The sequence below is a fragment of the Xanthocytophaga agilis genome (assembly GCF_030068605.1).
GTDB classification, from domain to species: domain Bacteria; phylum Bacteroidota; class Bacteroidia; order Cytophagales; family 172606-1; genus Xanthocytophaga; species Xanthocytophaga agilis.
This window is the reverse complement of record NZ_JASJOU010000008.1, coordinates 272,818-299,136: the sequence shown is the minus strand read 5'-3', so window position 1 is coordinate 299,136 and position 26,319 is coordinate 272,818. Positions and strand designations below refer to the sequence as shown.

Annotated in this window: 26 protein-coding genes; 18 read left to right on the top strand and 8 right to left on the bottom strand. The window is 37.1% G+C overall.

Annotation, left to right across the window (positions count from 1 at the left end):
- Nucleotides 1-199 precede the first annotated feature (199 nt).
- Entirely contained in the window at nt 200-400 is a 201-nt protein-coding gene (locus QNI22_RS22765; RefSeq protein WP_314514150.1) for a hypothetical protein, read from the bottom strand.
- 195 nt (nt 401-595) lie between these two features.
- On the opposite strand from QNI22_RS22765, the gene QNI22_RS22760 reads away from it, so the two are divergent.
- Together QNI22_RS22760 and QNI22_RS22755 are read left to right on the top strand one after the other, a co-directional pair.
- Entirely contained in the window at nt 596-1,069 is a 474-nt protein-coding gene (locus QNI22_RS22760; RefSeq protein WP_314514149.1) for a hypothetical protein, read from the top strand.
- Between the two features lie 9 nt (nt 1,070-1,078).
- Nucleotides 1,079-2,419 (top strand): hypothetical protein, encoded by a 1,341-nt coding sequence (locus QNI22_RS22755; protein WP_314514148.1) that lies wholly within the window; start codon nt 1,079-1,081, stop codon nt 2,417-2,419.
- Here QNI22_RS22755 and QNI22_RS22750 read toward each other — a convergent pair whose 3' ends face one another.
- Nucleotides 2,420-2,860 carry a hypothetical protein gene (locus QNI22_RS22750; protein ID WP_314514147.1) on the bottom strand — a complete coding sequence of 147 codons (441 nt, stop codon included), beginning with the start codon at nt 2,858-2,860 and terminating at the stop codon, nt 2,420-2,422.
- Nucleotides 2,861-3,369: 509 nt separating this feature from the next.
- On the opposite strand from QNI22_RS22750, the gene QNI22_RS22745 reads away from it, so the two are divergent.
- From QNI22_RS22745 to QNI22_RS22705, 9 genes are all read left to right on the top strand, one after another.
- On the top strand, nt 3,370-4,614 hold the full coding sequence (locus QNI22_RS22745; RefSeq protein WP_314514146.1) for a site-specific integrase: 1,245 nt from the start codon (nt 3,370-3,372) through the stop codon (nt 4,612-4,614).
- 655 nt (nt 4,615-5,269) lie between these two features.
- Nucleotides 5,270-5,599, top strand: coding sequence for a helix-turn-helix domain-containing protein (locus tag QNI22_RS22740; protein ID WP_314514145.1), 330 nt, complete (start codon nt 5,270-5,272; stop codon nt 5,597-5,599).
- Between the two features lie 2 nt (nt 5,600-5,601).
- Nucleotides 5,602-7,161 carry a DEAD/DEAH box helicase gene (locus tag QNI22_RS22735; RefSeq protein ID WP_314514144.1) on the top strand — a complete coding sequence of 520 codons (1,560 nt, stop codon included), beginning with the start codon at nt 5,602-5,604 and terminating at the stop codon, nt 7,159-7,161.
- Between the two features lie 30 nt (nt 7,162-7,191).
- Nucleotides 7,192-7,713, top strand: coding sequence for a BT4734/BF3469 family protein (locus QNI22_RS22730; RefSeq protein WP_314514143.1), 522 nt, complete (start codon nt 7,192-7,194; stop codon nt 7,711-7,713).
- A gap of 43 nt (nt 7,714-7,756) precedes the next feature.
- Nucleotides 7,757-9,937: a VapE domain-containing protein gene (locus QNI22_RS22725; RefSeq protein WP_314514142.1), complete on the top strand. Its 2,181-nt coding sequence runs from the start codon at nt 7,757-7,759 to the stop codon at nt 9,935-9,937.
- A 299-nt stretch (nt 9,938-10,236) separates the two neighbouring features.
- Complete coding sequence (locus tag QNI22_RS22720; RefSeq protein WP_314514141.1) at nt 10,237-10,581, top strand: hypothetical protein; 345 nt, start codon at nt 10,237-10,239, stop codon at nt 10,579-10,581.
- Nucleotides 10,578-10,985, top strand: coding sequence for a hypothetical protein (locus QNI22_RS22715; protein ID WP_314514139.1), 408 nt, complete (start codon nt 10,578-10,580; stop codon nt 10,983-10,985). The genes QNI22_RS22720 and QNI22_RS22715 overlap by 4 nt, the downstream gene beginning before the upstream one ends.
- A gap of 43 nt (nt 10,986-11,028) precedes the next feature.
- On the top strand, nt 11,029-11,478 hold the full coding sequence (locus QNI22_RS22710; RefSeq protein WP_314514137.1) for a hypothetical protein: 450 nt from the start codon (nt 11,029-11,031) through the stop codon (nt 11,476-11,478).
- 238 nt (nt 11,479-11,716) lie between these two features.
- Nucleotides 11,717-11,953: a helix-turn-helix domain-containing protein gene (locus tag QNI22_RS22705; RefSeq protein WP_314514135.1), complete on the top strand. Its 237-nt coding sequence runs from the start codon at nt 11,717-11,719 to the stop codon at nt 11,951-11,953.
- A gap of 96 nt (nt 11,954-12,049) precedes the next feature.
- Here QNI22_RS22705 and QNI22_RS22700 read toward each other — a convergent pair whose 3' ends face one another.
- From QNI22_RS22700 to QNI22_RS22690, 3 genes are all read right to left on the bottom strand, one after another.
- Nucleotides 12,050-13,309, bottom strand: a complete 1,260-nt coding sequence (locus QNI22_RS22700; RefSeq protein WP_314514134.1) for an McrC family protein — start codon at nt 13,307-13,309, stop codon at nt 12,050-12,052.
- Nucleotides 13,309-15,132 carry an AAA family ATPase gene (locus tag QNI22_RS22695; protein ID WP_314514133.1) on the bottom strand — a complete coding sequence of 608 codons (1,824 nt, stop codon included), beginning with the start codon at nt 15,130-15,132 and terminating at the stop codon, nt 13,309-13,311. Before QNI22_RS22695 ends, QNI22_RS22700 begins: the two co-directional genes overlap by 1 nt.
- A gap of 93 nt (nt 15,133-15,225) precedes the next feature.
- Nucleotides 15,226-16,020 carry a hypothetical protein gene (locus QNI22_RS22690; RefSeq protein WP_314514132.1) on the bottom strand — a complete coding sequence of 265 codons (795 nt, stop codon included), beginning with the start codon at nt 16,018-16,020 and terminating at the stop codon, nt 15,226-15,228.
- Nucleotides 16,021-16,674: 654 nt separating this feature from the next.
- On the opposite strand from QNI22_RS22690, the gene QNI22_RS22685 reads away from it, so the two are divergent.
- The 4 genes from QNI22_RS22685 (at nt 16,675) to QNI22_RS22670 (ending at nt 18,300) form a co-directional block, all read left to right on the top strand.
- The gene (locus QNI22_RS22685) at nt 16,675-17,091 is read left to right on the top strand and encodes a hypothetical protein (protein ID WP_314514131.1); all 417 of its coding nucleotides are present in this window, start codon (nt 16,675-16,677) and stop codon (nt 17,089-17,091) included.
- Nucleotides 17,092-17,217: 126 nt separating this feature from the next.
- Nucleotides 17,218-17,523, top strand: coding sequence for a hypothetical protein (locus QNI22_RS22680; RefSeq protein WP_314514130.1), 306 nt, complete (start codon nt 17,218-17,220; stop codon nt 17,521-17,523).
- A gap of 3 nt (nt 17,524-17,526) precedes the next feature.
- Nucleotides 17,527-17,712, top strand: coding sequence for a hypothetical protein (locus QNI22_RS22675; RefSeq protein WP_314514129.1), 186 nt, complete (start codon nt 17,527-17,529; stop codon nt 17,710-17,712).
- A gap of 66 nt (nt 17,713-17,778) precedes the next feature.
- A complete protein-coding gene (locus QNI22_RS22670) occupies nt 17,779-18,300 on the top strand; it encodes a peptidoglycan recognition protein family protein (RefSeq protein ID WP_314514128.1) in 522 nt (173 codons plus the stop codon).
- 32 nt (nt 18,301-18,332) lie between these two features.
- Here QNI22_RS22670 and QNI22_RS22665 read toward each other — a convergent pair whose 3' ends face one another.
- Nucleotides 18,333-20,333, bottom strand: coding sequence for a pentapeptide repeat-containing protein (locus QNI22_RS22665; RefSeq protein WP_314514127.1), 2,001 nt, complete (start codon nt 20,331-20,333; stop codon nt 18,333-18,335).
- A gap of 267 nt (nt 20,334-20,600) precedes the next feature.
- On the opposite strand from QNI22_RS22665, the gene QNI22_RS22660 reads away from it, so the two are divergent.
- From QNI22_RS22660 to QNI22_RS22650, 3 genes are read left to right on the top strand one after another with little or no spacing between them, the layout of a single operon-like run.
- The gene (locus tag QNI22_RS22660) at nt 20,601-21,485 is read left to right on the top strand and encodes a CHAT domain-containing protein (protein ID WP_314514126.1); all 885 of its coding nucleotides are present in this window, start codon (nt 20,601-20,603) and stop codon (nt 21,483-21,485) included.
- Between the two features lie 58 nt (nt 21,486-21,543).
- A complete protein-coding gene (locus QNI22_RS22655) occupies nt 21,544-21,909 on the top strand; it encodes a CU044_2847 family protein (protein WP_314514124.1) in 366 nt (121 codons plus the stop codon).
- Nucleotides 21,910-21,926: 17 nt separating this feature from the next.
- Nucleotides 21,927-25,154, top strand: coding sequence for a pentapeptide repeat-containing protein (locus QNI22_RS22650; protein ID WP_314514122.1), 3,228 nt, complete (start codon nt 21,927-21,929; stop codon nt 25,152-25,154).
- Nucleotides 25,155-25,171: 17 nt separating this feature from the next.
- Here the strand turns inward: QNI22_RS22650 and QNI22_RS22645 are convergent, their stop codons facing one another.
- Together QNI22_RS22645 and QNI22_RS22640 are read right to left on the bottom strand one after the other, a co-directional pair.
- Nucleotides 25,172-25,477, bottom strand: a complete 306-nt coding sequence (locus QNI22_RS22645; protein ID WP_314514121.1) for a helix-turn-helix domain-containing protein — start codon at nt 25,475-25,477, stop codon at nt 25,172-25,174.
- Between the two features lie 385 nt (nt 25,478-25,862).
- Nucleotides 25,863-26,246 carry a DUF2493 domain-containing protein gene (locus QNI22_RS22640; RefSeq protein WP_314514119.1) on the bottom strand — a complete coding sequence of 128 codons (384 nt, stop codon included), beginning with the start codon at nt 26,244-26,246 and terminating at the stop codon, nt 25,863-25,865.
- Nucleotides 26,247-26,319 lie beyond the last annotated feature (73 nt).

Here is a 26,319-nt window from a genome sequence, read left to right as displayed (position 1 = left end):
TGACCTAATTTCATGAATTACTAGTGCTATCTGCAAATCAATTGCACCTGATTCCTTCTTGTTTTTAACAACTAGAAATCGTTTTATTTTCTGATGAAACAAAAAGCAACCTTTGAGTAGTTGTCTTTATTACCCACGCATCACGAGCTTGTTCTTGACTAAGCGGATAATGCACTACTGTAGCTATTGCGGTTCTATTTCAGGAAATCAATGAGACTACAGTAGTGCATATCCGCATCGAGTTGAGCAATCCCATCCTAAGAGTAAGTCCTTTAAACAGGTAAAATACATCAAATAAGGTATTGACATAAGGCAAACGTATTGCTAGCTTTAATGTATGAGGCCGACCAAGTACATATTGAAATGAGGTAAAATAGGTTTTAGCTTCTGAACTATTCATGCTTGAATTAGATTCATACCCGCAAAGCTGATATCTTTTTTTGCCTAGTTCAATATGTACTTGGTTGGCCTCATACGGTTTTTCTATCTAAGTATTTGCTTCTTTAATTGTAAAATACCTCATTTGAGGTATTGATAACCCATTGAGTACGGCCTATATTTGTTTACACCTCTAACTGTATACAAGTTGTATATCATGGCTAAAACAAAAAAACAAGTATCTAAAGCAAAGCTAGCTGCTCATAAACGCTATTCAAGAACTCTGGTAAAGGGTGTATCAGATGCCTTTATCCTAAACACTATGCAGTTTGGGAAGAGAATGACAGGTCTTGAAATTGTAAGTTTAGATCCTTCTGATGTAGAGCCCTTCTCATTTGTTATCACTATTGAGATAAAGCCAAATATTACAATAAAATGGATTAATGTAAATGGTGTAATCGCAGAAGAAGAAGATTTTGATAAAAAGGACGAAAAGATAATCTGTAAAATAAGTGCTTATGTGTCAACATTTACTTTTTTGCTAATAATAGATGCAGAAGGGGATTCAGGTTCGGCTACTACATTTAATATGACTTGTGACAAGCAAAAAGTTTTTGAAGAAGATCAAGAAATTAAAATAACAGACACAGGTAGAGGTGGGTATAGCAATCCCAAAGTTTCATTACCATGATACTTATTTATGAAGAAAATAGTATTAGCTCTTATATTCTTGATTACCGGCAACAAGGTAACAGCACAATGGTTAACCCAAAGCGCAGAAGGTAAAGGAAGCTTTTTGTTTAAAGGATCAAACGTTTCATTTGATTTGGCAAAAACAGATCTGACCTTTACAATTAGTAATTTGAATACCCCTCTGAAAGTTGCTTCAAAATCTGATAATGCTTACTGGTTTATTGGTGGTAGTTTAATGGCTAAAAACGAAGAAAGCATTGGAAATCTTTTTTCTCGAGGTGATTTCGTTCCTTCAGCAAAGCTTAACGGATACACAGGGGTTCGGCTTTCAAATTCCTATGACAAATTATATAGAGAAAAGGAAAAAAGCTTCTCAACCGAATTAAAAGAGGAAGAAGATAGGTTGATTAGGGAATTTATTAGTACGATGGGTAATCTAATTGATGATGAAATTAGAATTAATAATTTAAGCGACACCAACACAAAGATCAAATTATTAAATGATTGGAAAGGCCAGCTGACAAATCCCAAAAAATTCTTTACCTATTTGAAGACGTACCAGCCATATGGTAATGATACTATAGCTGTGATTATACAAAATCTGCTCGAAGAAATAAAAATTATTGAAAAAAAGAACGACAAAGAGAAAGAGGAATTAAGAAATAACTTGATAAGAGAGAGAGATAAATATATATCAAAGCATTTTTGGCGGCTTAGTATTTTTACTTTTGGGGGAATTGATGCTTCAAGTTTCAAAAGGGTGGAAGAATTAGATACCAGCAATTTATCAAATTCTTTTATAAAAGAGGAATATCGCGGCGGGCAATGGGGTATAGGTATTAATCATCAGATAAATCGGTGGAAGTTTGGACTCACATATTCTTATAAGGAGACAAATAATTTTAACTTACTTGATAAAATAGATTATAAGTTAACAAAAGCTACAACTTCTGGCAACCAAAATCTGATAGAAGAAAAGCTGATAACAGCTTATTCAGGTGAATATAGCAAGGTAGCTATAAATGAATTAAACATTGATATCATTTATAATTTGAGTCTTGGGAAAGAATCAAACACATATACATTCTTAAATGGTTATCTTCGGGGAAATTTCTTTAGTCGTAAAGAAGATCTACTACCTAATAGTTATAATCTTGGATTGGGAAGCTATTTCTTTACGACTAAATCAAAATTTCTTGGAGGGCTCTATGTTGAATTGCCAGATGTTGAAAATTCATTTGAAAAAAGAAAGCCTATCGATAAACAGAACATAAGAACTGCAACAAAACGACTAACCTTTGGTATAGTCGCTAAATTTGCTTTGTCCTCGTTAATTTCATCACAATAATTAGCTTAATCCAGATAATAGTTCTTTTAACTTGATCATATTTGGATCTTTCTCAATCGGATTGATCTTGTTAAACGAGTTGGAAGAAATCGTATTATTCAGGATTTGGATTTTTTGCAACATCGGAATGATGTATTTCAAAAAATGAGTAAAATGCTCTGATATATCACGATAGAAGTTGGCCAGCTTATAGCAAGGTTTTTCTGGATGACTCACCACAAATAAGTACTCATAGCGTAAATCACGCACTAGCATCCGAACTTTATCGCTGGAATAGTTAGGAAAGAAGTTAGACATATAGGCGACTAGTTCATAGGTAGGCATCAGCCGATCTGGGCTAATGCGAATTTGGAGGCTTAAGTATTCCAGTAGCCGAGTCTTTTCTTTGTGAATGGAAGAGGGTGTGTTTTCAAGATATTTTTGAATGATCTCAAAATTCATTTCCTGAATCTGATCATCCAGTAGATTGCTCTCTTCAGGCCTAATAAAATGCCTGACCGCGTATGAACGATCCTCAATTGGGAAGTTTTGTTAGTCCGAAAATAAATGAAAGGCTTGTTCATAAATTTCTCTTCTCATCCACAGACACCCAAGTAGCTCCCGATTTATTTATTCAATAGTTAAGTCTATTAACAAGATGGAGGAGAAGTTAGTTGGAGGAACGAATGATTTATGAACACCGGATGTTGTGCAAATTGTTGTGCAAGAAAAAAAGGGTTACGACCTTTTCAAGTCATAACCCTTTGATTCTTAAGTGGGCCAGCCTGGGCTCGAACCAGGGACCCCCTGATTATGAGTCAGGTGCGTATATATATTGTTTACTTACTGCTGTTTACTAAATGCCTTATTTTAGCAAGATAAGGCATTTTTTATTATGGGCGGTTATGTGTTATTCACTTTATTTACTAGATTTGTTGGGCAAATTGTTGGGCAAGTATTTCGCCAAAACTATGAACAAAGCAACCATCTCAATTAATTTAGATCGTCGTTCCTCTAAACAAGATGGGACATATCCTATTAAATTAAGAATCATTTTTAATCGGGATTTTAAACGATATGGGACTGGCTTATTCGCTTCAGATGAGGAGTGGGAGAAACTCCAACAATCTAGGCCAAAAGGAAAAGTTTCAAGAGAGCAACAAGAAATCGAATTAGTAAAACAAAAGATAGAAACATTTAAAAATAAGGCTCAGAGTATTCTAGATGACTTGGAAGAATTTTCATATGAGGAGTTTGAAAAGGAATGGTTTAATAAGCCTAAACAGGTAGAAAGTATATATTCCTTATTTGAGGCTTATATACTTCAACTCAAAGAAGAGAAACGTGTCAGTACTGCTAATTCCTATACCGATACTCTACATTCTTTACAACGGTTCAAAAAATCTTTACGGGTAGAGCAGGTCTCAGTTGAGTTCTTGAAAAAATATGAACACTGGATGGTGAGTGAAGGAAAATCTCTAACCACAGTTGGAATATATGCTCGTAACATTCGATCTATTTTGAATCAAGCTATTGCAAAAGAGCTCATGAAACAAGAAAACTATCCGTTTAACTCCCTTAAAGGGGGCTATAAAATTCCAAAAGGAAGTAATATAAAGAGAGCCTTATCTGAAATTGATTTAAAGCGAGTTTTAGAATATCGCCCCGAGGATCCAATATCTACTGAGGCCAAATCTCTAGACTTTTTTGTACTTAGTTATTTATGTAATGGAGCAAACTTTAAAGATATCTGTAGATGGAAATATAAAAACATTGTAGGTGATCAACTTATATTTCTACGTGCTAAAACTGAACGTACGACAAGAGGTAAGCCAATACAAATAAAAGTATTCTTGTCAGAAAGAATCCGGCAGATTATTGATAAATGGAGTGTTAAACCTGCATTTCAAGAACAATACATTTTTCCCATCCTGAAAAGAGATCGAACTGCAGAACAAGAAGAGGCTGACATTGCACAGTTTATTAAAAACACAAATAAATATCTTAGGAGAATTGCCAAGAAACTTGAAATTGAAGGAGACATAACTACCTATACAGCACGACACACCTTTGCAACCAGGCTGAAACGGAAAGGAGCCTCAACTGAATTTATCAAAGAAAGTTTAGGACATCAGAACATTCTTACTACCGAAAACTATCTGGACAGCTTTGAAGATAGTGAAAGAGTCAAGTGGGCAAATGCTTTACTAGATTAAAAATATATTTTTCTTATAAAATCTATAGTTACTCGTCACTTTATAACTCATTGAAATAGTGCATTTTATAAGAATACTACAAAAAGAAGTCAAAATCAACTAAATAGCAAGCTTTTGCTGTTAAAAAAATATCATTTTTTTAAATAAAAAACCAACAAAAATATAAGGACAGATTGTCTGTTAGTCCGTTTTTTCTTATTTTTACAACCTTATAAACAAAGAAAGAGGACCCCGCTTGAGATCCTCTCATACCGCCAGTATGTAGGTTAGTTTGGCGACGAACTACATATCTGGACTTATAGAACAACCTTTCTGTGATACAGAAATGCTGTTTTTATTTTTATCAGAAATGATACAAAAGAAACAATGGTTTTGTGCGATTCTGTAGAAATATAGACTGAATCTGCTGGAGTATTATTCGACAGTGGAGGTTTGGTTTTTGCTACAGAAGGCAACAAATCATAAGCAAAGGTAATAAAAAGTAAATAAAAGTAAATATCCATAAATACTTTTTTACGGTTATTCGTCGAAAAGCCAAAGGATATTTCACTTCGCTGTTTATTGGTTTTCTTTTCTGCTGACTGTATTATTTTCAGGTGTTCTTATTGCGGGGTTCTGTGTAATGAAATTTTTTACATAAAACCTTACTGTCTACATGTTTAACCCTTTTGAAGACATCCAGCTACGGTTAGTCCGCCTGGAAGCTCTTTTACTTGAATTACAATCCATTACTATCAATCCCTCTCCCATTTCCGACAAACAACTGGGAGGCATAGACCTGGCTGTACAGATTACCGGCCTTGCAAAATCTACAGTTTACAATCTGGTCAGTGAAGGCCGCCTACCACATATGAAGCGGGGCAAGAAGCTCTATTTCAGCCGTACTGAACTGGAAAACTGGATTGCGGATGGCAAACAGAAAACACTTCAGGAACTGGAAGCGGAAGTAGAACAACATCTGACAAAACAGGGTAAACGCCGCTAATTATGCAACAGACTGTGTTTTTAGATCACGCCACAGGCGTGAATGGCGAAGCTTTGCTCAAAAATAAGCCTGCCTTACAGTTGCGGGATTATCAGCAAGAGAGCATTGAGAGACTGGCAGAAAAGCACCAGTCCGGCAAGAAGCGGGTAATTCTGTGTCTGCCTACCGGAGCTGGCAAAACTGTCACCTTCTCAGAAATCTCCAGACGGACATTAGAAGGCATTAGCCGGGGCCGTGTGCTGATCCTGACAGATCGTATTGAACTCTTGCACCAAGCTGCCTCAACGCTTCAGAAAGCGGGATTACAGGCCGGTCTGCTGAGTGCTGAGTCTAAACATATGCCCCGCCAGAAAGTGGTGGTAGCCATGGTAGAGACGTATTACCGGAGAATCAAGAAAGGTTGGAAACTACCAGATCTGAAGCTGATCATTATTGATGAGGCACACAAAGGCAATTTCCGGAAAGTGATAGACCTACATCAGGATCTGTACATCATTGGGGCTACAGCTACCCCGATAGCTGCCAGTAAGTTTGAACCACTCAAGAATTACTTTGAGGATATTGTCGTTGGTACTGAGATTCATCTATTGATTGAATCAGGCTATCTGTCCAGACCGAGATATTTTGCTGTACCTATTCAACTTACTGCCCGAATTGGCACGGATGGAGATTATAAGAACAATGAACTATACAATGACTTCAACAAGGGAGTATTGTATCAGGGCTGTGTGTCTAACTGGCAAAAGCATGCACTGGGTAAGAAGACGCTTATCTTCTGTGTCAATATAGCTCATACCATCCATACCGCTCAGGCTTTTGGAGAAGTCTGTTCACAGGTGCGCTATGTTACCTCTGAAACTCCCGACGAAGAACGCCAGGCAACGCTGAGATGGTTTTCTCACACAGATGGAGCAATCCTGGTCAATTGTGGAATATTGACTACCGGATTTGATGAACCCAGTGTGGAGTGTATTATCCTGAATCGGGCTACTCAGTCTCTGCCCTTGTATTTGCAAATGTGCGGCCGCGGGTCACGGACTACATCTACGAAAAAAGAGTTCATCATCATTGACATGGGCAACAATCTGGATGAGCATGGTTTGTGGCATGAGCCGCGTGACTGGAGCTATCTGTTCTGGACGGGCAAGGCGCAGAAAACACTCAACATTGCCCCGACCAAGAAATGCCCCGATTGTCAATCCATCGTTGCACTCAGCGTGGTTGTCTGCCCGTATTGCAAATTCATCTTTGAGCGCCTTTCTCAGGAGAAAAGAAAACAGGAGGAAGTTCAAACGCAGGAACTCTCGATTGATTGGAGCTATCTCAAGCAAATGAACTGGTCACAGATGAGTGTTCCCGAACTGATCAAGCGGGCTCAGATGGGCAACAGCCACACAGGCACACCCTACAAAGTCAACTGGATCATTCACCGCATTATGGAACGCGATAATCCCAGACCTCTCCTGGAGGAGTTTGCCAAACTCAGAGGCTATCAGCCTGGCTGGGTAGATAAACAACTGCAGGAATATGCAAAACGCAATAACCACACCTATTCATTCTAATCTTTAACCTTTTATTCTCTCACTAACAATATGTCAGTTATCAGTTTCTTTTCGTCTATGGATGCATTAACCACTCAATCTTATCCATTAGATCTTTACTTATCCCATATTCAGGATGGGGCTTTTCGTGAACAAGTCGAACAGGCACGCCAGGAGCTGAACAAAGACCAGCCACAGTCATTACCAGTTGTAACCTTATCGGGTTTGTTTAAAATCAATAAAGAAGGTTTATCCCTTACTCAGCATTCGGGCTTTATCGCGCTGGATGTAGAAGGATTTCAGGATCTGGAAAGAGGTAAGGTCATTCTCTCGCAGGACCGCTACACCTATGCAGTTTTTGAAAATCATTCCGGTAAGAGTCTGACCGCGCTGGTACGTATTGCGGCGTGTGAGCATGGACAAGCTTATCAGGCACTCAGTGCCTATTATGAGGGAGTGTACGGAATCATCACCGATCCCATGGACCAGCTTGTGACCAAATTACGGTATGTGACCTATGATCCTTTTCTGAGTGGCAATCCAGAGGCAGAGACTTTTAAAGTACGCATTTGAGCTGTGCTTATCTGATCCCTATTTCTCATCTAAGCCTTATCTCATGAAAGATCATAAAATAACCTTATTCCCTAATGCTTATGCCAAAACAGGTCAGGAATACTCTCTGAATGCCTTTCTGGAAAATGTCCGGATGGGTACCTGGCAGGATGCGATTCTGAAAGTACGGACCTGTAAAAATGAAGATACCCAAAAGAAGCTAAAAGAGAAATTACCGGCTGTGACTATATCCGGTTTGTTTGAAGAGGGCAAGTCAGACAGTCATCTAACACAACACTCCAACTTCCTGGCCATTGACCTGGACTATGTCGATAATCTGGAGAAGGTGAAAAATATACTGGAACAGGACCTATACACCTATGCTGTCTTTACCAGTTGTCGGGGCAAAGGGCTTTGTGTATTAGTTCGTATTGAAGGTAAAAAACATGAACTAGCCTTTGATAGCCTGTGCCAATATTACTTTCAGCTCTATGGACAGATAGTTGATCTGAAAGGGCGCAATGTATCACGCCTGCGCTTTGTCAGCTACGATCCGGACCTGAGACTGTTTGAGGATTCAAAAGTATTCAAGCAATATATAGAGAAGGAAAAGAAAAAGCCGGATACAAAAGAGATCTTCTATGGTACCCATGACATAGACCATGTATTTGACCAGATCCAGAGCCGGCAGATTGATGTGACAGGTGGATACCATCAGTGGTGTAATATTGCCTTTGCCCTGGCTGATTATTACGGCGAGGCTGGCCGCGACAGATTTCTGACTATAAGCCAGTATTCCTCTTTGTATGATGCAAAGAAGGCCGATCAGCAGTATTCGGCCTGTCTGAAACACAATGCCACCAGTGTAAAGAAAGTGACTATTGGTACTTTCTTATGGTATTGTAAGCAATATGGTATCAGCATTATTTCTGAGCAAACCAAAGCGATTGTAAACAGCGCCAGGCTGGGAAAGAATGGCAGCAATACAGTGGAAGGGACTGTCAATGTATTGCATGAAATTCACGGCATTGATCCGGAAATAACCAGGCCGATAGTAGAACAGGTATATGCTTCCTCTCCTGAGACAGCAGAGGAAGACTTACCCGTAGTAGTCCGATTGCAGAAGTACTGGAAAGAATACCAGTCTGATATACGACGCAATGTGATCAACAAGAAGTGCTACCGAGGCAGCGTACAGCTTACCGAACGTGATCTGATGGACATCTATATGGATGCCTCCCAGAAACTCAACACGAACGTGTATAAAGAAACGGTAGCGGATATGATGAAGTCGTCTATGGTACCTGAGTTTAATCCGCTGCGAGATTTCTTTGAAGGCATGAGCAATCCAAAGACTGGCTATATCCGGCAGTTAGCAGAATGTCTGGATAGTCCTCAGGGACACGAGTATGCACAATATATGCTGACCAAATGGATGATGAGTTGTATTGCTTCACTTTATGGAACGCCCAGCCAGGTGATGCTCACCCTATGCGGAGAGCAGGGTGAAGGAAAGAGTCATTTCTTTTTGAAGATACTGCCCGACTCCTTTCCTTTTCGCGAAGAGCTTATCTGTGAGGACAGCTTTAAACGGGGTGATGCTCAGAACGGCAAACTGATGATGATTACCCGCTGGATTGTGGTAGACGATGAGTTCAAATCCATTGAGCAGGTTGGTGAAAATGCCCTGAAAGCCTATATCACTCAGAATAACGTGAGTGTACGTTTTGCCTATGACAGAGTACCGGAGAACATTCCCAGGCTGTGCAACTTCGTAGGGACCAGTAATGAAAACACGTTTCTGAAAGACCCAACCGGCAACCGTCGCTTTCCCATTATTGAAACAGGTGTGATTGATAAAGACCGTTACAATGCCATTGACAAATATGAACTCTGGAAAGAAGCGTATTTCATCTATCTGACCAATCCTGGTGTCAAGTTTGACTCCGGAGATTTCAAGATTATTAATGAGGTAGCCGATAATTATGTAAAGCGTACACCTGAACAAGAACTGCTTTTGAAATACTATGAAGAAGCAGATGAAGAGACAGGCATATTCTGTACAACCAGTGATATGTTGAGTACACTACTTGGCAGCAGCAATATCAAAACGATGAACACGGTAAATCTGGGTAGGGCGATATCTGCTCTCAAATGGAAAAAAGCCATAAAGGGCACAGGAAACCAAAAAAGATACGGCTATTGGGTCAAAGAACGAAGCTATCAAGTTTACACCACAGGGTAAGTTGGGCAGGCTGGGTAGATTATTGGGTAAGACTAACTGATTGACAATCAATAGAGGTAAGATGGGTGGCTTTTTAGGCCTGAAACTTTTCTATATAGAAGAGAAAAAAGAGAATATAGAGCTATATATACTATAAATAGAATAATATATCTATATATAATATAGAGCGAATCTTACCCATCCTACCCAGCCTTAGTATCAGGCAGTTAATCTTACCCAGGATCTTACCCTCATCTTACCCATCTTACCCACAAAGTAAGAGAAGTACAATTTGAACAACTAAAAACTACAATAAATATATGAAATCAACAGAATCCCGCTTACAAGGTTTGTGTTTTCAATGGCATTGGAACACCTTCCCTTATTACAGAGGCTTATTACATATGAATAATAACAACTCTCAAAATGCGATTAAAGGCGCTTTAAACCGATCTATGGGAGTTGTGAAGGGTGTTGCAGACATGGAATACTTCTTTGCCTCTACAGGTCATTTTATAGAGCTAAAATCACCGGATGGTATCCAGACTGAAGAGCAACAACTATTTCAGTCCCGAATTGAAGCACAGGGCGGCTACTATCACATTATCCGCAGTTATGACGAGTTCAAGCAATTAATCACCGCTATCCATAAAGTCACGCTATGATACTTACCTTCTCCAAACCTGACTTTGTAGAGAAGATCAAGGCAGGTTCTAAAATACATACCATCCGGAAAGACTTTACTAACCGTTGGAAGTCCGGCCGCGCCATTGACTTTTGGTTAGGCAATCCACGAAATGTAAAAAGCAAGCCGTACACCTTCAACAAAGGGTTATGTGATGGCATTGAATACATAGCGATTACCCGATCAGCTCACCATCAGGTAGGCTATACAATCACAGTCAGCCAGGACGGGCAAACCTGGAAGCTGCTTACCAGTGAAGAGGCCAGACTACTAGCCCATAATGACGGACTTAGCCAGGCAGAGTTCTATAACTGGTTTCTGGCAGACTCTGAGAACTTCTTCGGTAAGATCATCCACTGGACACAACACCGCTATTCGAATTAACACTATTCATTTTAACATTATTCACTCTAAACCTATTACACATATGCATTTCGACATGAACGCTTACGAACAATATGAAGAAAGTCACAAGGAATCTACCACATTCTGGCGCAAAGTAACTCACAGTTACAACGTGTCATGCCTGCATTTTCTGGGTTGGGGTATACAACATCCTGACCCGAATAAATCATCTATCAAGCTGGCACTATCCGGAAGAAACAAACGCTACTCAAATATGCTTTACGACTTCTTCCAGTCCAAAGGCTTAGTGATTAATGTAACAGGCACACTGAAAGACAAACAAGCGGTGTACACCTTCCAGATCCTACAAGACGCTAATATTAACTACCAACTCACAGATCCGGAAGAGCTGGCCTGTACCGAAGATTATCCCAACCGATATGATGCAGAAACTGCCGCTTTCAAGCTGGCATTTACGGTGCTGGATAAATGGATAATAGACCAGCATAAGTTTGGCCTCCGACTCCGGTAATCAGCTTGCATGCGTGGAATTAACCGCAAGATTACAACTGCGGTTAATTCCACGCAAAAGCGAATCTGCGGTTAATAAACCGCAAAACGTTTCGTGATAGGAATTAACCGCAAACGTTCTCTGATATGGGCAGTGAGTGAAAGTAATCGAAAAACTTCCCATGCGTTGAGTTTACCGCAAAACAGATCATGCGGTGAATAAACCTCAAACACATGTATCACTCTAAATCTAACTTACAATGAACTTAAAAGAAATAGGCCAACGAATACATTATGTACGCACCGAAATAACAGGACTTTCACAGCGGGAGTTTGTCCGGAGAATGGGCATCAATCAAAGCAATATATCCATCATGGAGAAAGGCCAGAGCCTGCCGAGCTGCTTCTTTCTATTTAGCATGCATATTACCTATGATGTGAACCTGAACTGGATTATGACAGGTACTGGAGAGGTTCTGACAAAGAACAATCCCTAATTAGTGGGATTACATAATAAATACAGGTAAGAGCTACAAGGCTCTTACCTGTATTTATCCTTAACAACTATCTTTTGAAATTAAAAGTTATTCCGTTCAATATGTCCCTCTCAGCTCCACATAGAATAAATCAGCTATAATCTTTTGCCATTCTTTAATATTGGATATAGCTTGAACAGATATCAGACTACATGTTTTATCAGTTAAGTAACCTTCTGGATGATAAAATCTACCTCCCTGTATTGTCTTAGTATTGCCTGGATAGACAAGTGCTACATGACTAGCATTATAGTAAGACTGATATGCATACATTTGTTGTAAATCATCAGATTGAGGAGAACTGCCATTGCGATTTTTCCATTTTGTATCCAGGACTAAACAATCTGAATTATCTGTATTAATAACTATATCAGGACGCAGATAAGATTTACCTCCAGTTTTAGGCTTCCAGAAATCACGAGTGGATGACTCCGGTATAGAGATGTTTTCAGGTTTATACTTTTTTAAACTAGCCCGAACAAATTGTTCCCAAAGCCGATTCATATCAAACAAAAGAGCCAACACATGATTTTGTCCTTTACGAATATCTGGATGATAGTTTAATAATAAAAGCCTGGCAATCTCCATTGCCTTCTGATAGGCTTCGGTTTTACGAGTATATGTAATTCGCTCAAAGAAAGCTTCGCTCACAACAATATCAGGCATTTCCGGAAAGCTAATCATCAATGCACCAATACGGCTATGTAACACTATGCTGGTATTAATGCGGCTAAGTAATCGGAGTGTCTTATAAAGTACCTGATTTAAGGGATGAGTTTTGTCATAAACAGTATGACGAATATAAAACTTTTCCTGATGTACCAAATTATGTTGCAGGTGTTTTCCAAAATGTAAACTTCCTTTTAATACTGTAGTATTTCCTTCTGTCTGTCGGTACTGTTTGGTAAGTCCTCTATGTACCAGTATTTCCACTTCTGTCAGAAACAACTCAAAATACAAATGAAGAATAGAGTTATGCCGAATACGTAATGAACTACTGCTTGGAGATTCTATTTTAAATCCTCCCACAGCTTTAAGCATACCAATCAACACATCACGCCATTTAGTGATGGTATCCTCTTCATTTCCTGCTGCTTTGTCTGCTTTGGGTAAAATTTCAATAATAGTATTTCCAACCTGAAGCACACCTACATATTCACAAAACTTTACACCTTTATGGGTCAGTGAATAGTAACAAGTTCCTTCCCCATGGAAAGCCTGCAATGCCTCTAACTGTTTCTCAGACAAAGAGTTTTTGTCTCTCCCAATATATAAAGACTGGTGTTCATAGACCGTAATATGCTGTTCTGATTGCATTATGATTTTTTCTTTAGCAGAGTTTGCAGAGCCTTAATAAAGGTGGGATCGTCCATTCCTATGGCATTTTTAAGCCTGTATACAGGTCTTTCCATCAGATCAGCTGCGTCATAGCCTGCAAAGTCAGCAAAAATAGTATCATATGGCTGCTCTACTCTTTCAATAAATCCCATACCCAGCACAAGACCTATTTTGCCAAAGTCACCATAAAAATATTCCTGCAACAATGGCAAGATATTATGCTGAAAAATGCTTTTAAGCGTTTGGGAAGGATTATCTGAATTGAGAAGTTTCATAAAATAGGCATGGCCTATCTGATGATCACGACTAACTAGCTTTTCCAGACGGAGATTAATAGTGGAAAGAAGTTCTCTAATATCTATGTCTGGATTGAAGTCTTTATCTAAAAAGAAATCACTCACTGGTTTTCTCTGTTGTTTGTCTTTATGCATTTTTGCCCATCTTTCCTTCTTTTCCTCTATCACCTTTGGTAAGATACCAGTAAATTCAAACACATTTTTTTCTGCTGTTAAATAAGGGTCTTTCCCCCATGCAATATGTTCATGACGCCACAATAATTCATATACCATTTTAGCAGGAGTAGGTAGTGCATTCAAATCTGGTAACATTTCCTGAAAATGAAAGCGACGACGCAAGGCAGTATCTAGAGCTTCTACACTCCTATCTGCGGTATTCATAGTACCAATGATATATAAGTTTGCTGGCACTCCAAACTTTTTCTTACTATAGGGCAATGTAACTTCTAAAGCTTCTGGCTTACCCAAACGCTTATCTTCTTCAATAAGAGTAATGAGTTCTCCAAATATCTGAGATACATTACCTCTATTGATCTCATCTATAATAAGTACATATGGTTTGTCATTTCCAATGTTCCGACTATGGTGTAAGTCTCGTTCTTTCTCTAAAAAAGTAAGAATCCCTTTTACATAGGTCAGATTATAGATTCCTTCTGGACGATTTGTGTAAAAGTACTTTTCGATATTATCAATAGAAACAGGATACCATGCATTATCCTTAACACTATTATGAGGTCTGATGTAGAAAACACTTCCACTTCGATAGGTTACATCAAACGTGGTATAAGTAGATTTGATAGTAACCGGAGACTTACCATCTGCCTCAGATATTTCCAACTTAAATTCCTCCATTACTTGATAATAGTTTCCTTTCCGGCTATCGGCTGCCTCTGATATTGTCTTGAAAATTCCATTTTCAACCAGATATGTAACAGGGTCGCCTTCTTTTACAGGTACCTGAGGTTTAATTCCTTCTACAAAATCTTCATAAGACATATTCTGATGAAAAGTAGTAAAGACAATTTGTCCATTCTTTACTTTTTCCTCAAATATCTTTTTTAGTTCATCACGTGTTTTATCTTCTATTGACTGGCCAATAATATCAAGGGCTTTATTGATGGTATGATACGTTTTACCTGTACCAGGAGGGCCATAAAGTATTTGATTTAATGGATGTGCAGGCATACTGGGATTAGTAGTAGTTATTTCGCTCAATAAGTCTTGTTCTTTGGATTTCTCCTTGATTTCAAAACCCAATGTTCGGAGAGTGTCAAATGCAGGTGTTCCTTCCCCTCCTCCAAATTCATTTGGCTGAAGTGCTCGGCCAGTAGCATATTGGGTTGCTAAAGATATAAGGTATTTTGGAGGATATAACTTGCCATTGTAATATACATCATATTGAAATGAATGGCGACCAGGTGCCACTCCATTTTCGTCTACATATCGGATAGCTTTTAGAATATGTTCTTTTTTGATATGTAGAAGTGTAAGTTTGAGGGAGTCCATATATTCTAAATATTCTGACAGGAACCTGTGAACTATAATTCTTATTTTAGAGTGTAAGGCATTGTCACTCTAGACCAAGATTGATTAAGATAGTCAAAAACATTTAGAACACGGAGAAAAGCCCAATTCCAATAAAACGCTATCATGAAAAGACAAATCTGGATTAAAAAGCATTCTCTGACGGGATAATAACATTTTTTTAATAGGACTTTTAATATTTGTAAAGAAATCCTCTATAAATATGTTTTGCTCCCTATTTAAATAGACTCTTTCATGAGCAAGGCTTTTAAGTGCATTAGTTGCTGAATAAAATCTCTCAAATAAATCAAGATAGCTTCTAGTTAAAGGATTTATTCGTAAAGCATAATATCTTTCCAGAATAGTGTTAATAGCATTTTCTGTTTCTTGAAAACTTAAATTATATATATCAATTATACCTGAGTTTTTCCCACCATGTAAAGGTTTTATTGCATCCTCATCATAAAAGTCACCCATTTTATATTTAAACAATTCCAGATTGGTGTCAATTAAATGGACGTTAGCTTTGAATAATTGTCGGTATTTCATGGTTAAGTTCTTGTCATTTCTATACTTCTCTGGAATTTTATAGTTCTTATAGTCTGAGTGAAGAAATTCACAGTCTTTACTTTGATGAAATTTTGGACTACTCCCCTCATAAACAAAACGATAGAAATCTTCTTTCTTCTCAATCTTCTCATATTTATCCAAAATACTTTTTTTCTCAGGATTCAAACAACGCAAATACTCTCCATAAAGAAGGATATTAGTTGATTCATATTTATTTAAAAACTGAATCTTTCTTTTATAAGGTATAGCCGTTTTATAGTCAATCGTCTTTAGATCAACCTCAGCAATCACTCTAGACAAATTGATATTTGTTATATATACTAACATCTCAGATCCCTCTTAACTGTTTTAATAACAAAACTTACAGGGAGATCTATCTTCGTCAGCGTCTCTTCTGCTCATTTTTACAATCTCATGTGTACAGCGGCTCAATCCTCTACAGGTAATACTTGAATGGTATGCATAAGATGTCTTACTATCACAGATGTAAACAACAACATCTTTTGTATCCTTCTTTGCTGTATCCAGTTTAGCAACTGGAGTAGATACTTTTGTGATCTTATCTCCTGGCTCTGGTCGGATTTCGCAAGGACTCTGAGCAAAGGCACAACATGAAAACAATAAGAACAGAAAAGTTAAACAGAGGCGCATAAATGAAAACAGTATAAAAGTTGCTCTCCAAAAGTAAAAATTAATCTCTTCTCGTTTTTTGCTAATTCCAGTTGTTTACTTGCCCATGTAGTATTCATCCAAAAACCACAGGCATAAATACAATGATAGCAAATAAAAAGTAAACAACCATAAGGAAAATACCTGTTTTGAGCGTTGTTTTGATAATCAAAACAACGCTCAAAAACGTGTTATTTTAATGCCGATATTTGCAAAGTCAATCAGAAAGAAGTCCGGACGCTGACTGGTGACTATGTTTCACTATTCAACTACTTATACATTATTATGGCATTAACATTAACCTTATTAACATCAAAAGCAGATTGCGACAAAGTGCTGAATGATCTGAGTGAACAAAAAAGCGAATTGGAATATAAGCAGATTGCTGTTACCCGTAGCCGTGGCAACGCCTCTGACCGGGCAAGTGACATTGAAGCCAACTTAGCTTCTGCTACTGCTGAGGTAGACTCACTAACAGCTATCATTGCTGTATTACCCGAAGGCTCTACCAAGACCGAGATGGAAACGCGTAAAGTGAAGGCAGAATACAAGCTGTTTACTGCTGAGCAACGTAAGTTGCAATATGGAACGACTGCGGTAATTCTCTACGAATCGCAGCTGGATGAGATCGAGCAACGCTTGTCTGTATTGGATAGCTCTATGTCAGCTATCACCAACCATAAGGCTACACTACCAGCCTAATCTAAGGTAGTACAGGTTGTAAAGAAGGTGGTTTGTATTAGGAAGCAGTAGACCAATGGACTACTGCTTCTTTCTTTCAGACAATTATGTAATCTATTCCATGTTTCACTTAACCGATTCGATTATATGCAGATACGTATTTTACTCAGTGCCCTGTGTTTTGTATTGGGTTTGGCTGTAGGACTCTTTACAGAACACAGATTAAATCCCGATGAGGTCTACGATTGTGAAGTAATTGACTATACCCAGATCGAGCAGATTGTAGGTAAACAAGTAGCAGCTCACCAGATGCAGCCGTTGGATATAGAGAAGATCAAGCATGTCAAGAGCTTTACTTATGCGCCTGTCTATTCTGTGCAAGTAGCGCCTCAGGATTCAGTTTTAAAGCAGATCATTACTCAGGCAGCATTCCTCCACCCTAAACCTAAGTAACCGATGGCAAAGTCTATATACGATTACCTCCAGTTTGTGCTTGACAACTGGAAAACCTCAACCCTGGGTTTGTTTACCTTCTCAGGATACATTCTCTGGTTAGTAAATCGAATAGATACGCAGTCTTTCGTTTCGTTACTGGCCTTTATTTCAACAGTGGGATTCTTCTCAATGAGAGACCCTAAATAACACAGAAGGGATGGTTTAAAAGCCATCCTTCATTTCCTCAACTCACACTTTTTACTGTATAACTTTATGAAATTCCAATACCTGATTATACACTGCACCGCCACCCCAGCCGGACGCTGGGTATCTGCTGATGATGTTAAAAAATGGCACACCAAACCAAAACCCTATGGCAACGGTTGGAAACAAGTCGGTTACTCTGATCTGATCTTGCTTGACGGCTCACGTCACCAGTTTGTCAAACATAACAATGATCAGGTGATAGACTCTTTCGAGATTACAAACGGTGTAGCAGGCATCAATTCCATTTCTAGACATCTGTGCTATGTAGGTGGCATGGATACTTCCCATAAGATGCCACTGGACAGTCGCACCCCTCAGCAAATCTCAACCATGCTGGACATTATCAGTGAAGTGCTGGGCTATGCCCCCAATGTGAAGATTGCCGGACATAACCAGTTTGATAACAAAGGCTGTCCCAGTTTCTTTGTCCCCATCTGGCTCAAGCAGTTAGGCATTCCAGAGCATAACATTGAGTGGCGTGATCCATTTGGATATGAAAGATATTTTAGACAGGCATGGAAGCAATAAATGTAAATTTATAACTCATTAAAGATAATCTCTTAATGAGTTATAAATATTCCTTCTAATTGATAAGGGTCGTCTACAAATGTCACTTGAGAAATATCGGCCCCTGAGTTTTCTAAATTTTCTTTTTGGGATACTAAGGCCATAGCTCCTCGCAAATCAGCTCTTCGCAAATCACTTCCTTGCAAATAAGCTTCTCGCAAATCAGCTCTTCGCAAATCAGCTCTTTGCAATTTGGCTTCTCGCAAATCAGTTCCTTGCAAATTAGCTCCTTGTAAATCCGCATCAGATAAATAAGCTTCTTGCAAATTAGCTCCTTGCAAATCAGCTCTTTGCAAATTAGCTCCCTGCAAATTAGCTCCTTGTAAATCAGCTCCTTGCAAATTAGCTCCCTGCAAATTAGCTCCTTGTAAATCCGCATCAGATAAATAAGCTTCTTGCAAATTAGCTTCTTGCAAATTAGCTCCTTGCAACTTGACCCCTTGTAAATCAACTCCTTGCAAATCAGCTCTTTGCAATTTGGCTCCTTGCAAATCAGCTCCTTGCAAATTAGTTCCCTGCAATTTGGCTCCTTGCAATTTGGCTCCTTGCAAATTAGATATTAGCAAATCAGCTCCTCGCAAATCAGCTTTTCGCAAATCAGTTCCCTGCAAATAAGCTCCTTGCAATTTGGCTCCTTGCAATTTGGCTCCTTGTAAATCTGCATCAGATAAATACGTTCCTCGTAAATCCGTTCCTCGTAAATTAGCTCCTGTTAAATTAGCTCCTGTTAAATTAGCTTTTCGCAGTTTGGTTCCTTGCAATTTGGCTCCTCGCAAATCAGATATTTGCAAATTAGCTCCTCGCAAATCAGCTCCTTGCAAATTAGCTCCTTGCAAATCTGATACTTGTAAATTAGCTCCTTGCAAATCAGCTCCTTGCAAATCAGCTCTTCGCAAATCAGATACTTGCAAATTAGTTCCTTGCAAATCTGATTCTTGTAAATTAGCTCCTGATAAATTAGCACCTGCTAAATTAAGGCCTGACAAATCTTTCCCAAATAAATTAACCTTTGTCAAATTAGCTCCTGATAAATTAGCACCTGCTAAATTAAGGCCTGACAAATCTTTCCCAAATAAATTAGCTCCTTGTAAATTAGCTCCTTGTAAATCTGCATCAGATAAATACGTTCCTCGTAAATCCGTTCCTCGTAAATTAGCTCCTGTTAAATTAGCTCCTGTTAAATTAGCTCCTGCTAAATTAGCATTCTTTAAATCGGCCATAAATAAATCTGCTCCTACCAAATTAGTTTCAGACAATTTAGCTTGAATCAACTTAGCTTTTTGTAAATTAACTCTTTTAAAATTGATTCTAAATAAATCTTTTCCTACTAAGTTGGTTTCACTTAAGTTGTACCTACTATAAGAAAAATAGCTTTTATAAACATCCATTGAAAACTCATCATCAATCAACAATAACTCTTGTAAATTTTCTATCTTCAACAAGTTGAGAAAATAAAGAGATAACAAATGAGTCAGTTTATTCGAAGGAATTGAGAAAACAATGATAATGCTGCCAGATCGATAATAAATAAGTTTTATTTGATTCAGGGGTATATTTGCGGTGTTATGTATGCAATACTGAATTTCTTGCCACATATGAGCTATCCTATGTTCATCATAATTCTCCTGAACTTTTATCTGTATCTTTTTTGTACTTTGTATTTGCAAAAAGGCCTCGATTTCTTTTTCTATAATACCAACTGCTAAAAAAACTGAGGAACTTATATCAATCATTTGTGTCCTGATCTTATCAGCTTTATCGTAATTTCCGTGTAGTAGTGCATCATTAAGACTCTTTACTTCTGTATTTAATCTTTGATAAAGAGGAAGTGTATTGTATCTTAATTCATCTATTTTGTTCTTATTCCAACCATATTTATCCAAACTTTTTATAAACTCCTCAATTTTTTCAAGTGCATTTTCCAAGTTGTTTTTTTTTAATTCTTCAAAAACTTCATCTTTAAGTACATCAAATTCTTTCGGAAGACTAGACATATTTTTATATGAGTATAAATAAAAAGGATGAAATGCAAACTCTAAATAAAGAAGAGTTTAGGGAATACCAAAAGATAAGAAAATATTCATAATTATAACATTCTCTGTTATTTGCACTAGTAAATGCTATCTTTTTTTTAACAAACTTCTTTATAAAATACCTCAAATGAGGTATTGACAGATTACAGTTGGATCGCTACAATCAGACCCAGAAACAAATAAAATGAATATAAAATCAATTGCACTGTCGTAATTTAATTGACTCTTATGCAAGAACAACTTAGAAATCTCATAGCTCAAGGAAACTTGGATGAAGCAATCAATCAACTACTTAAACTAACTCGGAAAACACCTCACTACAATGATATTATTCTCCTATCAGCAAGATTAAATCAGTTAAATAGAGAAATAAATAGAGAACTCATACTTGGAATTACAGATACTACTAATGAACGAACACAAAAGGTACTTCTAATACAAGCAGTACTAACAACCTTGGATCTAATAGACTGGCAAAAAATTGAAGCACAAATCCGACAAAACAAGGATATATCAAATCCCACCTATCAAGTAAATCAAGAACAACAAGAACACTCAGTAAAGACAATTCTTTTTTTAGGGGCTAATCCAACTAATACAACTCAGTTACGATTAGGAGAAGAGGCTCGTGAAATAGATAATGAGCTGCGACTAGCTAAAGATCGAGATAAATTTAATCTGGAACTACAATGGGCGACTACAGTAGATATACTTCGTAGAGCTTTATTAAGTTTCAATCCTCACTTTATTCATTTCTCAGGCCATGGAGCAATGGAGGGTATTGTATTAGAAGATAAAGGTGGAAATGCCAATATACTTCCACCTGAAGTTCTCGCAGATCTAATTTCCTTATTTGCAACCACAGTGCAATGTGTGATTTTAAATGCTTGTTATTCTGAAGAACAAGCCAAAGCTATTATTAAACATATCCCTTATGTAATAGGAATGAATGATGAAATACCAGATAAAAGTGCTATCAAATTCGCAGCTGCTTTTTATAGTGGGATAGGCCATGGAAGAAGTATACCTGATTCTTTTAGGATTGGAAAAATAGCAGTAACAGCAGAGAATTTAGAAAATGATATGATTATTTTATTAGAAAAGAGCCATTAAGTTTTATTTGTAAAGTATTTTCATAGCTTACAATCCTTCACCCATAAATTACAGATTTATGTCTAAAAAACTAATTGAATTCGAAACCGAAGACGGAGCTATGGTCTTAATTGAAAGCTCATTAGAAACAGAACAAGCAATGAGAAATATTAGTAGTGATGGTAAAGTTACGAAAGGGGGAAAACTAGAAGAGGCGTTAAAACCAATCAAAGCTTTTGCCAGCTCATTTAGAAAACATATTGAATCAATAGATATAAAACCAGATGAGGTTGAAGTGAAGACTGGGCTAAAATTTACCGCAAAAACAGGTCCAGTTTTAGCCTGCTTCATAGATCCTTCTGCTGAAGCCACTTTTGAAGTTACTTTAAAATGGAAGCTAACCAATGAACCTGTTTCCACTACTCACCCTTCTACTAAAGAATAACTCTCAATATTAAAAGAATGCAAAGAGACTTACGTCCATATGTTGTAAGGATACAAAATGATGAAAATCGTGGTACTGGCTTTTTTATTGGAGATGATGGATATATATTAACTTGTTCACATGTTATTATGTCCAAAGGATCTGATATAGAAGTATTCTGTTATAATTCTATTACATCGTCTTTTGATGAAGCCTATTTGGCAGATATTGAATTATTTATACCTGAAAGTGAAGGTGATTTAACACTATTAAAAATTAAAAGGACAAGCAAAGTTAAAGGACTTCCCTTAATGACTTTTCAAAATAGCGTTTTCCATGATTTCTATACATATGGGTTTCCAAATGTTAACAAAAACAATGGTATAGATGCTTTAGGAATAATTTTAGGTACTACACAAAGTTCTAATAACAGAATTCCCCTATTCCAATTTAAAGATAATGCTCTTACCTATGGTTTTAGTGGATCTTTAATTGTTGACAAAACTTATGGAGGAATTATTGGAATGGCTAAAAGTATTGCTAGCAATGGTGATAATCTTAGATTAATAGAAGCAAACTTTGGTATTACTTCTGATTTCATATACGAAAAAATAAAAGATATAATTTCAGGTCTGAAATTATATCCAGCTAAAAGCGAATCTAAGAGATTATATGAAAAAAGCCTTAAAGAAATATATGAGAAGGCAGATGTATTTAACCAAGAAATTGCTTTGAAGGATTTATATACAGATCCTTTTTTTCTAATTCATAAAGACTGTTTACAAAACAATAAAACCAATCAATCAAAAAATGAGCAAACTGACTTTGCTTCAATAGATAAGTCATTACCTAACGAGATACACAAAATAATTGATGGATCATATGGAAACCTATTAAGATCCACTTTTAAAATAAATTCACCTCAATTTATATTTCTATATGGACATCCAGGCCAAGGAAAAAGTTCGTTTTGCAAACGACTGATTTATGATATTTTAAATGAAAATATTTACCCAGAACGAAATCTCTTTTTCTTAAAGCTTAGAGATGTAAGACAGCTTGAAGCATTAGAAAAACAACCAATTGAAACTCTTTTGGAAGAGATAAAAAATTATGCTGAAATATTATTAGAGGGTAAAATATTAGATATTTCGAAGGAGGACTTTTCCAAATCAATTCTTATATTGGATGGTTTAGATGAATTAGAAATGTTAGCTTCTTTCAATGAAGATAATGTTTTGAAATTCTGTCAAAATCTAAGTGATGAAATGGGAAAAAGAAAGGATTGGCAAATCAAACCAATAGTAATTATTACTTCACGATATGGCAGAATATCACCTCATGAAATTATCAAAAAAGATATCATAATACTTCAATTAGCTAATTCTACAATAAATCAACAGTTGGAATGGTTAAAGAAGTTAAAAAATGAAGGGGGTAAAACATGGATTAACGAGGAAGATCTACAAAAATATAATCACGGAACAGAACATATACATATAAAAGAATTGATTGAACAGCCAATTCTTTTGAATATGATTGCTCAATTAAATGAGCCCTTGATTGAAAATTCAAATAGAGCTTTAATTTATAACCAGCTATTTACCACTCTTATTCAAAGGCCTTATGATCCTCATGGCAAGTTAAATTTACATGAACAACTAAAATTAGAACCTGGAAATTTAAGACAATTAATTAGAGAGATAGCATTCACTATTTTTAAGAATAATCGAGAATATGTACATAAAGATCAATTAATTAGAAGTCTTAGTACAGAATTAAGAACTTTTTTTGAAAGTGCTCAAACAAATCAGGAAAAGAGAAATCAGCTTAGTCGTTTAATGATGAGCTTTTACATGCCTGAAGTTCGCAAAAATATAAATGATAATACAAAGGGGGAAATTATTAGTAGTGATTATGCAATAGAGTTCTTACATAAATCTCTTCAGGAATATATGACTGCTGAATATATATGGCAGCGGTTTTACATTGCATTGACAGAAAAATCTACCCATACAAAGCAATATTACCTTACTGATGCATCTAAGCTGGTAGAACTCATGCAGGAGATTTTTGGTACTGTAAGCTTATCAGATGCTATAATTTCCTATATTAGAGATATTATAGCAATTCAGGATGATATCATTAAGCATGAATTAAATCAACGATTAGAAGTCTTTTTAATACCTTTGATCCAGAATAGTTTTTTATTCAATTATACCTTTTTGATAGGTCAAGAAGTATCTCCTCTTGAAGTCATTAGTAATTGCTTTTGTGGCTTTTGGGTAATTTTTGGATTTAGTAGGCAAAGTATGAGGGATATAAAAATATTTCAACTATACACAGATCCAATTTATTCTAGTTTTTTTCTTTTGCTCAAAAATAATTATCAGCCATTTTATTTAGCAAATTTTAGCGAGATTAAGATAATAGATCAAGATCTCTCAGGTATAACTTTATTAGAGGCTAACTTAAGTAATGCTTATTTTGAAGGATGTGATTTAAGAGGTTGTGATTTGCGAGGCGCTAGATTAACTAATACAAGTTTTGTTGATACAAACCTAATAGGAAGCTTATTTAGATATTCGAACTTAGAAAGTGCTGATCTTGTCAGGGCAGAATTAACAGGTGCAGATTTAAAACAGGTTTTTGCAAATGGATGTAATTTGAGTAGGACTTCTTTAATAGGAGCAGATTTATCGGAGGCATCTTTATACAGATCTACTTTGAGAGGTGCTAATTTAACGCGAGCTAATTTAAGATATACATTGCTAGATGAAGCTAATCTAACAAAATGCATATTACGAAAGGCTGATTTATCAAGTGTAAATTTATCAAGATCAACTTTGAAGCAAGCAGATTTACGTGAAGCTATCTTATTTGGTGCTGACTTGACAAACTGCATTTTACAACAAGCCGATTTAAGAAAAGCTATTTTAACACAAGCAGACTTGAGAGGAGCCATATTAACAGGCGCAGATTTAAGGGGAGCTAATTTACAAGGAGCTGATTTAAGAGGAGCCGTTCTGAACAAAGCTAATTTGACTGGAGCAAATCTTACAGAAGCAGATTTTACAGGTAGCGTTTTAAATGAAGCGATTATAGCTAAAGCAATTCTAAATAATACAGATTTTACTAAAGCAGATTTAAGTAATGTAGATTTTAAAGACTCCGACTTTACAACAGCAAACTTTGCAAATTCAGATTTAACAAATACTTACTTGGAGCAATTGTTAAAATCGCAATTCAAATCTCCAAGTAAATAGTTATAGGTCTAAAAAGCTTAATCCTTAGTTTTTTCCTTTTCAATTTCTATAATTATCTTTTTAAGATACTCTTTTAATTCATTTTCAGGAGAGGTAACCACTTTTATTAGTGGATTCCCTTCACCTGTTAATAAGAACCGACAATCAATCTGCGGATAAGCTTTTGCAATAGCCTGTAAAGTCTCATAACCAGGATTGGACTTACCTGCACGCATATTATAGAATAGATCGGGACGAGATAATCCTATTTTCTTAGCCATTTCCGCATAACTAATGCCCAAAGCTTCTACAACAGCATCAAAGATTTCTCCTGTGGTTTTCATATTTAATAAAGGTCTATAAAAGTATACTTGATTCTTAGTTAACAACTCAAATTGATGTTTCGTGTTTGAAACCAGCTAACAAACCCGCAACTAAGGAACAAAACCACCAAAACAAAAACAAGATGCAGCGTCCATCCACTACCCGCAAGGCTATACAAGCTCGCTTCGCTCGGCCTTGCGGGTAGTGGCCGGCCCCTGCGTGTGGCTGTCGCTTTTTTGTTTTGGCGGTTTTGTCTTTTACTTTATGCGGGTTGGCCAGCTGGCCGGTCCGTACCTTCACACCAAATATAATAGGCTAGGATTTTATTTGCGTTGCCACGCAGGAGGCGGATTTTGTTCTTTTCCTTTGTCGGGTTTGCCTCTGAGGGCGGCTCTGCCGCCTAGCTCACCAGAGCTCCAGCTGTTCGGGTGGTTGCTCTATCTGCTTTTCTGGCTTATAAGTGATCACTTTTAGCAGTTTCCCGTTTGCTTCCGCTTTCTTGATGGTACTGGCAGTTCCTTTGCTTTCACCATCCCAACAGGCTAGCACCTTATCAGCTTGCTTTACTATTTCTGAATTCCGTATGTGAGGAGCTCCGGCACCATAGGTAGTATAGTCAGGTTTTATTTCTGTCACCTTTATTCCTTTGCTTATCGCCCATGCGGCTGCGAGTTGGTCTACTCCTGCAGCTCCGCCATGTATCATTTCTGTGATTGGCAGTCTTTCCAGTTCTTCCTGAAGTTCTGCACATTCCTGTATGCTTCTGCTTCCTGTTATTGCTAGTCTCATAGTATAAATATAGCATTTCTTATGATAAAATACAACAATAAATGTTATTTTTTATCATATATTATTGTATTTC

Excerpts from the sequence above, each read along its gene's own strand:
- QNI22_RS22765 (WP_314514150.1), bottom strand. The coding sequence starts at position 400 with ATGAATAGTTCAGAAGCTAAAACCTATTTTACCTCATTTCAATATGTA.
- QNI22_RS22760 (WP_314514149.1), top strand. The coding sequence starts at position 596 with ATGGCTAAAACAAAAAAACAAGTATCTAAAGCAAAGCTAGCTGCTCAT.
- QNI22_RS22755 (WP_314514148.1), top strand. The coding sequence starts at position 1,079 with ATGAAGAAAATAGTATTAGCTCTTATATTCTTGATTACCGGCAACAAG.
- QNI22_RS22750 (WP_314514147.1), bottom strand. The coding sequence starts at position 2,860 with ATGAATTTTGAGATCATTCAAAAATATCTTGAAAACACACCCTCTTCC.
- QNI22_RS22745 (WP_314514146.1), top strand. The coding sequence starts at position 3,370 with ATGAACAAAGCAACCATCTCAATTAATTTAGATCGTCGTTCCTCTAAA.
- QNI22_RS22740 (WP_314514145.1), top strand. The coding sequence starts at position 5,270 with ATGTTTAACCCTTTTGAAGACATCCAGCTACGGTTAGTCCGCCTGGAA.
- QNI22_RS22735 (WP_314514144.1), top strand. The coding sequence starts at position 5,602 with ATGCAACAGACTGTGTTTTTAGATCACGCCACAGGCGTGAATGGCGAA.
- QNI22_RS22730 (WP_314514143.1), top strand. The coding sequence starts at position 7,192 with ATGTCAGTTATCAGTTTCTTTTCGTCTATGGATGCATTAACCACTCAA.
- QNI22_RS22725 (WP_314514142.1), top strand. The coding sequence starts at position 7,757 with ATGAAAGATCATAAAATAACCTTATTCCCTAATGCTTATGCCAAAACA.
- QNI22_RS22720 (WP_314514141.1), top strand. The coding sequence starts at position 10,237 with ATGAAATCAACAGAATCCCGCTTACAAGGTTTGTGTTTTCAATGGCAT.
- QNI22_RS22715 (WP_314514139.1), top strand. The coding sequence starts at position 10,578 with ATGATACTTACCTTCTCCAAACCTGACTTTGTAGAGAAGATCAAGGCA.
- QNI22_RS22710 (WP_314514137.1), top strand. The coding sequence starts at position 11,029 with ATGCATTTCGACATGAACGCTTACGAACAATATGAAGAAAGTCACAAG.
- QNI22_RS22705 (WP_314514135.1), top strand. The coding sequence starts at position 11,717 with ATGAACTTAAAAGAAATAGGCCAACGAATACATTATGTACGCACCGAA.
- QNI22_RS22700 (WP_314514134.1), bottom strand. The coding sequence starts at position 13,309 with ATGCAATCAGAACAGCATATTACGGTCTATGAACACCAGTCTTTATAT.
- QNI22_RS22695 (WP_314514133.1), bottom strand. The coding sequence starts at position 15,132 with ATGGACTCCCTCAAACTTACACTTCTACATATCAAAAAAGAACATATT.
- QNI22_RS22685 (WP_314514131.1), top strand. The coding sequence starts at position 16,675 with ATGGCATTAACATTAACCTTATTAACATCAAAAGCAGATTGCGACAAA.
- QNI22_RS22680 (WP_314514130.1), top strand. The coding sequence starts at position 17,218 with ATGCAGATACGTATTTTACTCAGTGCCCTGTGTTTTGTATTGGGTTTG.
- QNI22_RS22675 (WP_314514129.1), top strand. The coding sequence starts at position 17,527 with ATGGCAAAGTCTATATACGATTACCTCCAGTTTGTGCTTGACAACTGG.
- QNI22_RS22670 (WP_314514128.1), top strand. The coding sequence starts at position 17,779 with ATGAAATTCCAATACCTGATTATACACTGCACCGCCACCCCAGCCGGA.
- QNI22_RS22665 (WP_314514127.1), bottom strand. The coding sequence starts at position 20,333 with ATGTCTAGTCTTCCGAAAGAATTTGATGTACTTAAAGATGAAGTTTTT.
- QNI22_RS22660 (WP_314514126.1), top strand. The coding sequence starts at position 20,601 with ATGCAAGAACAACTTAGAAATCTCATAGCTCAAGGAAACTTGGATGAA.
- QNI22_RS22655 (WP_314514124.1), top strand. The coding sequence starts at position 21,544 with ATGTCTAAAAAACTAATTGAATTCGAAACCGAAGACGGAGCTATGGTC.
- QNI22_RS22650 (WP_314514122.1), top strand. The coding sequence starts at position 21,927 with ATGCAAAGAGACTTACGTCCATATGTTGTAAGGATACAAAATGATGAA.
- QNI22_RS22645 (WP_314514121.1), bottom strand. The coding sequence starts at position 25,477 with ATGAAAACCACAGGAGAAATCTTTGATGCTGTTGTAGAAGCTTTGGGC.
- QNI22_RS22640 (WP_314514119.1), bottom strand. The coding sequence starts at position 26,246 with ATGAGACTAGCAATAACAGGAAGCAGAAGCATACAGGAATGTGCAGAA.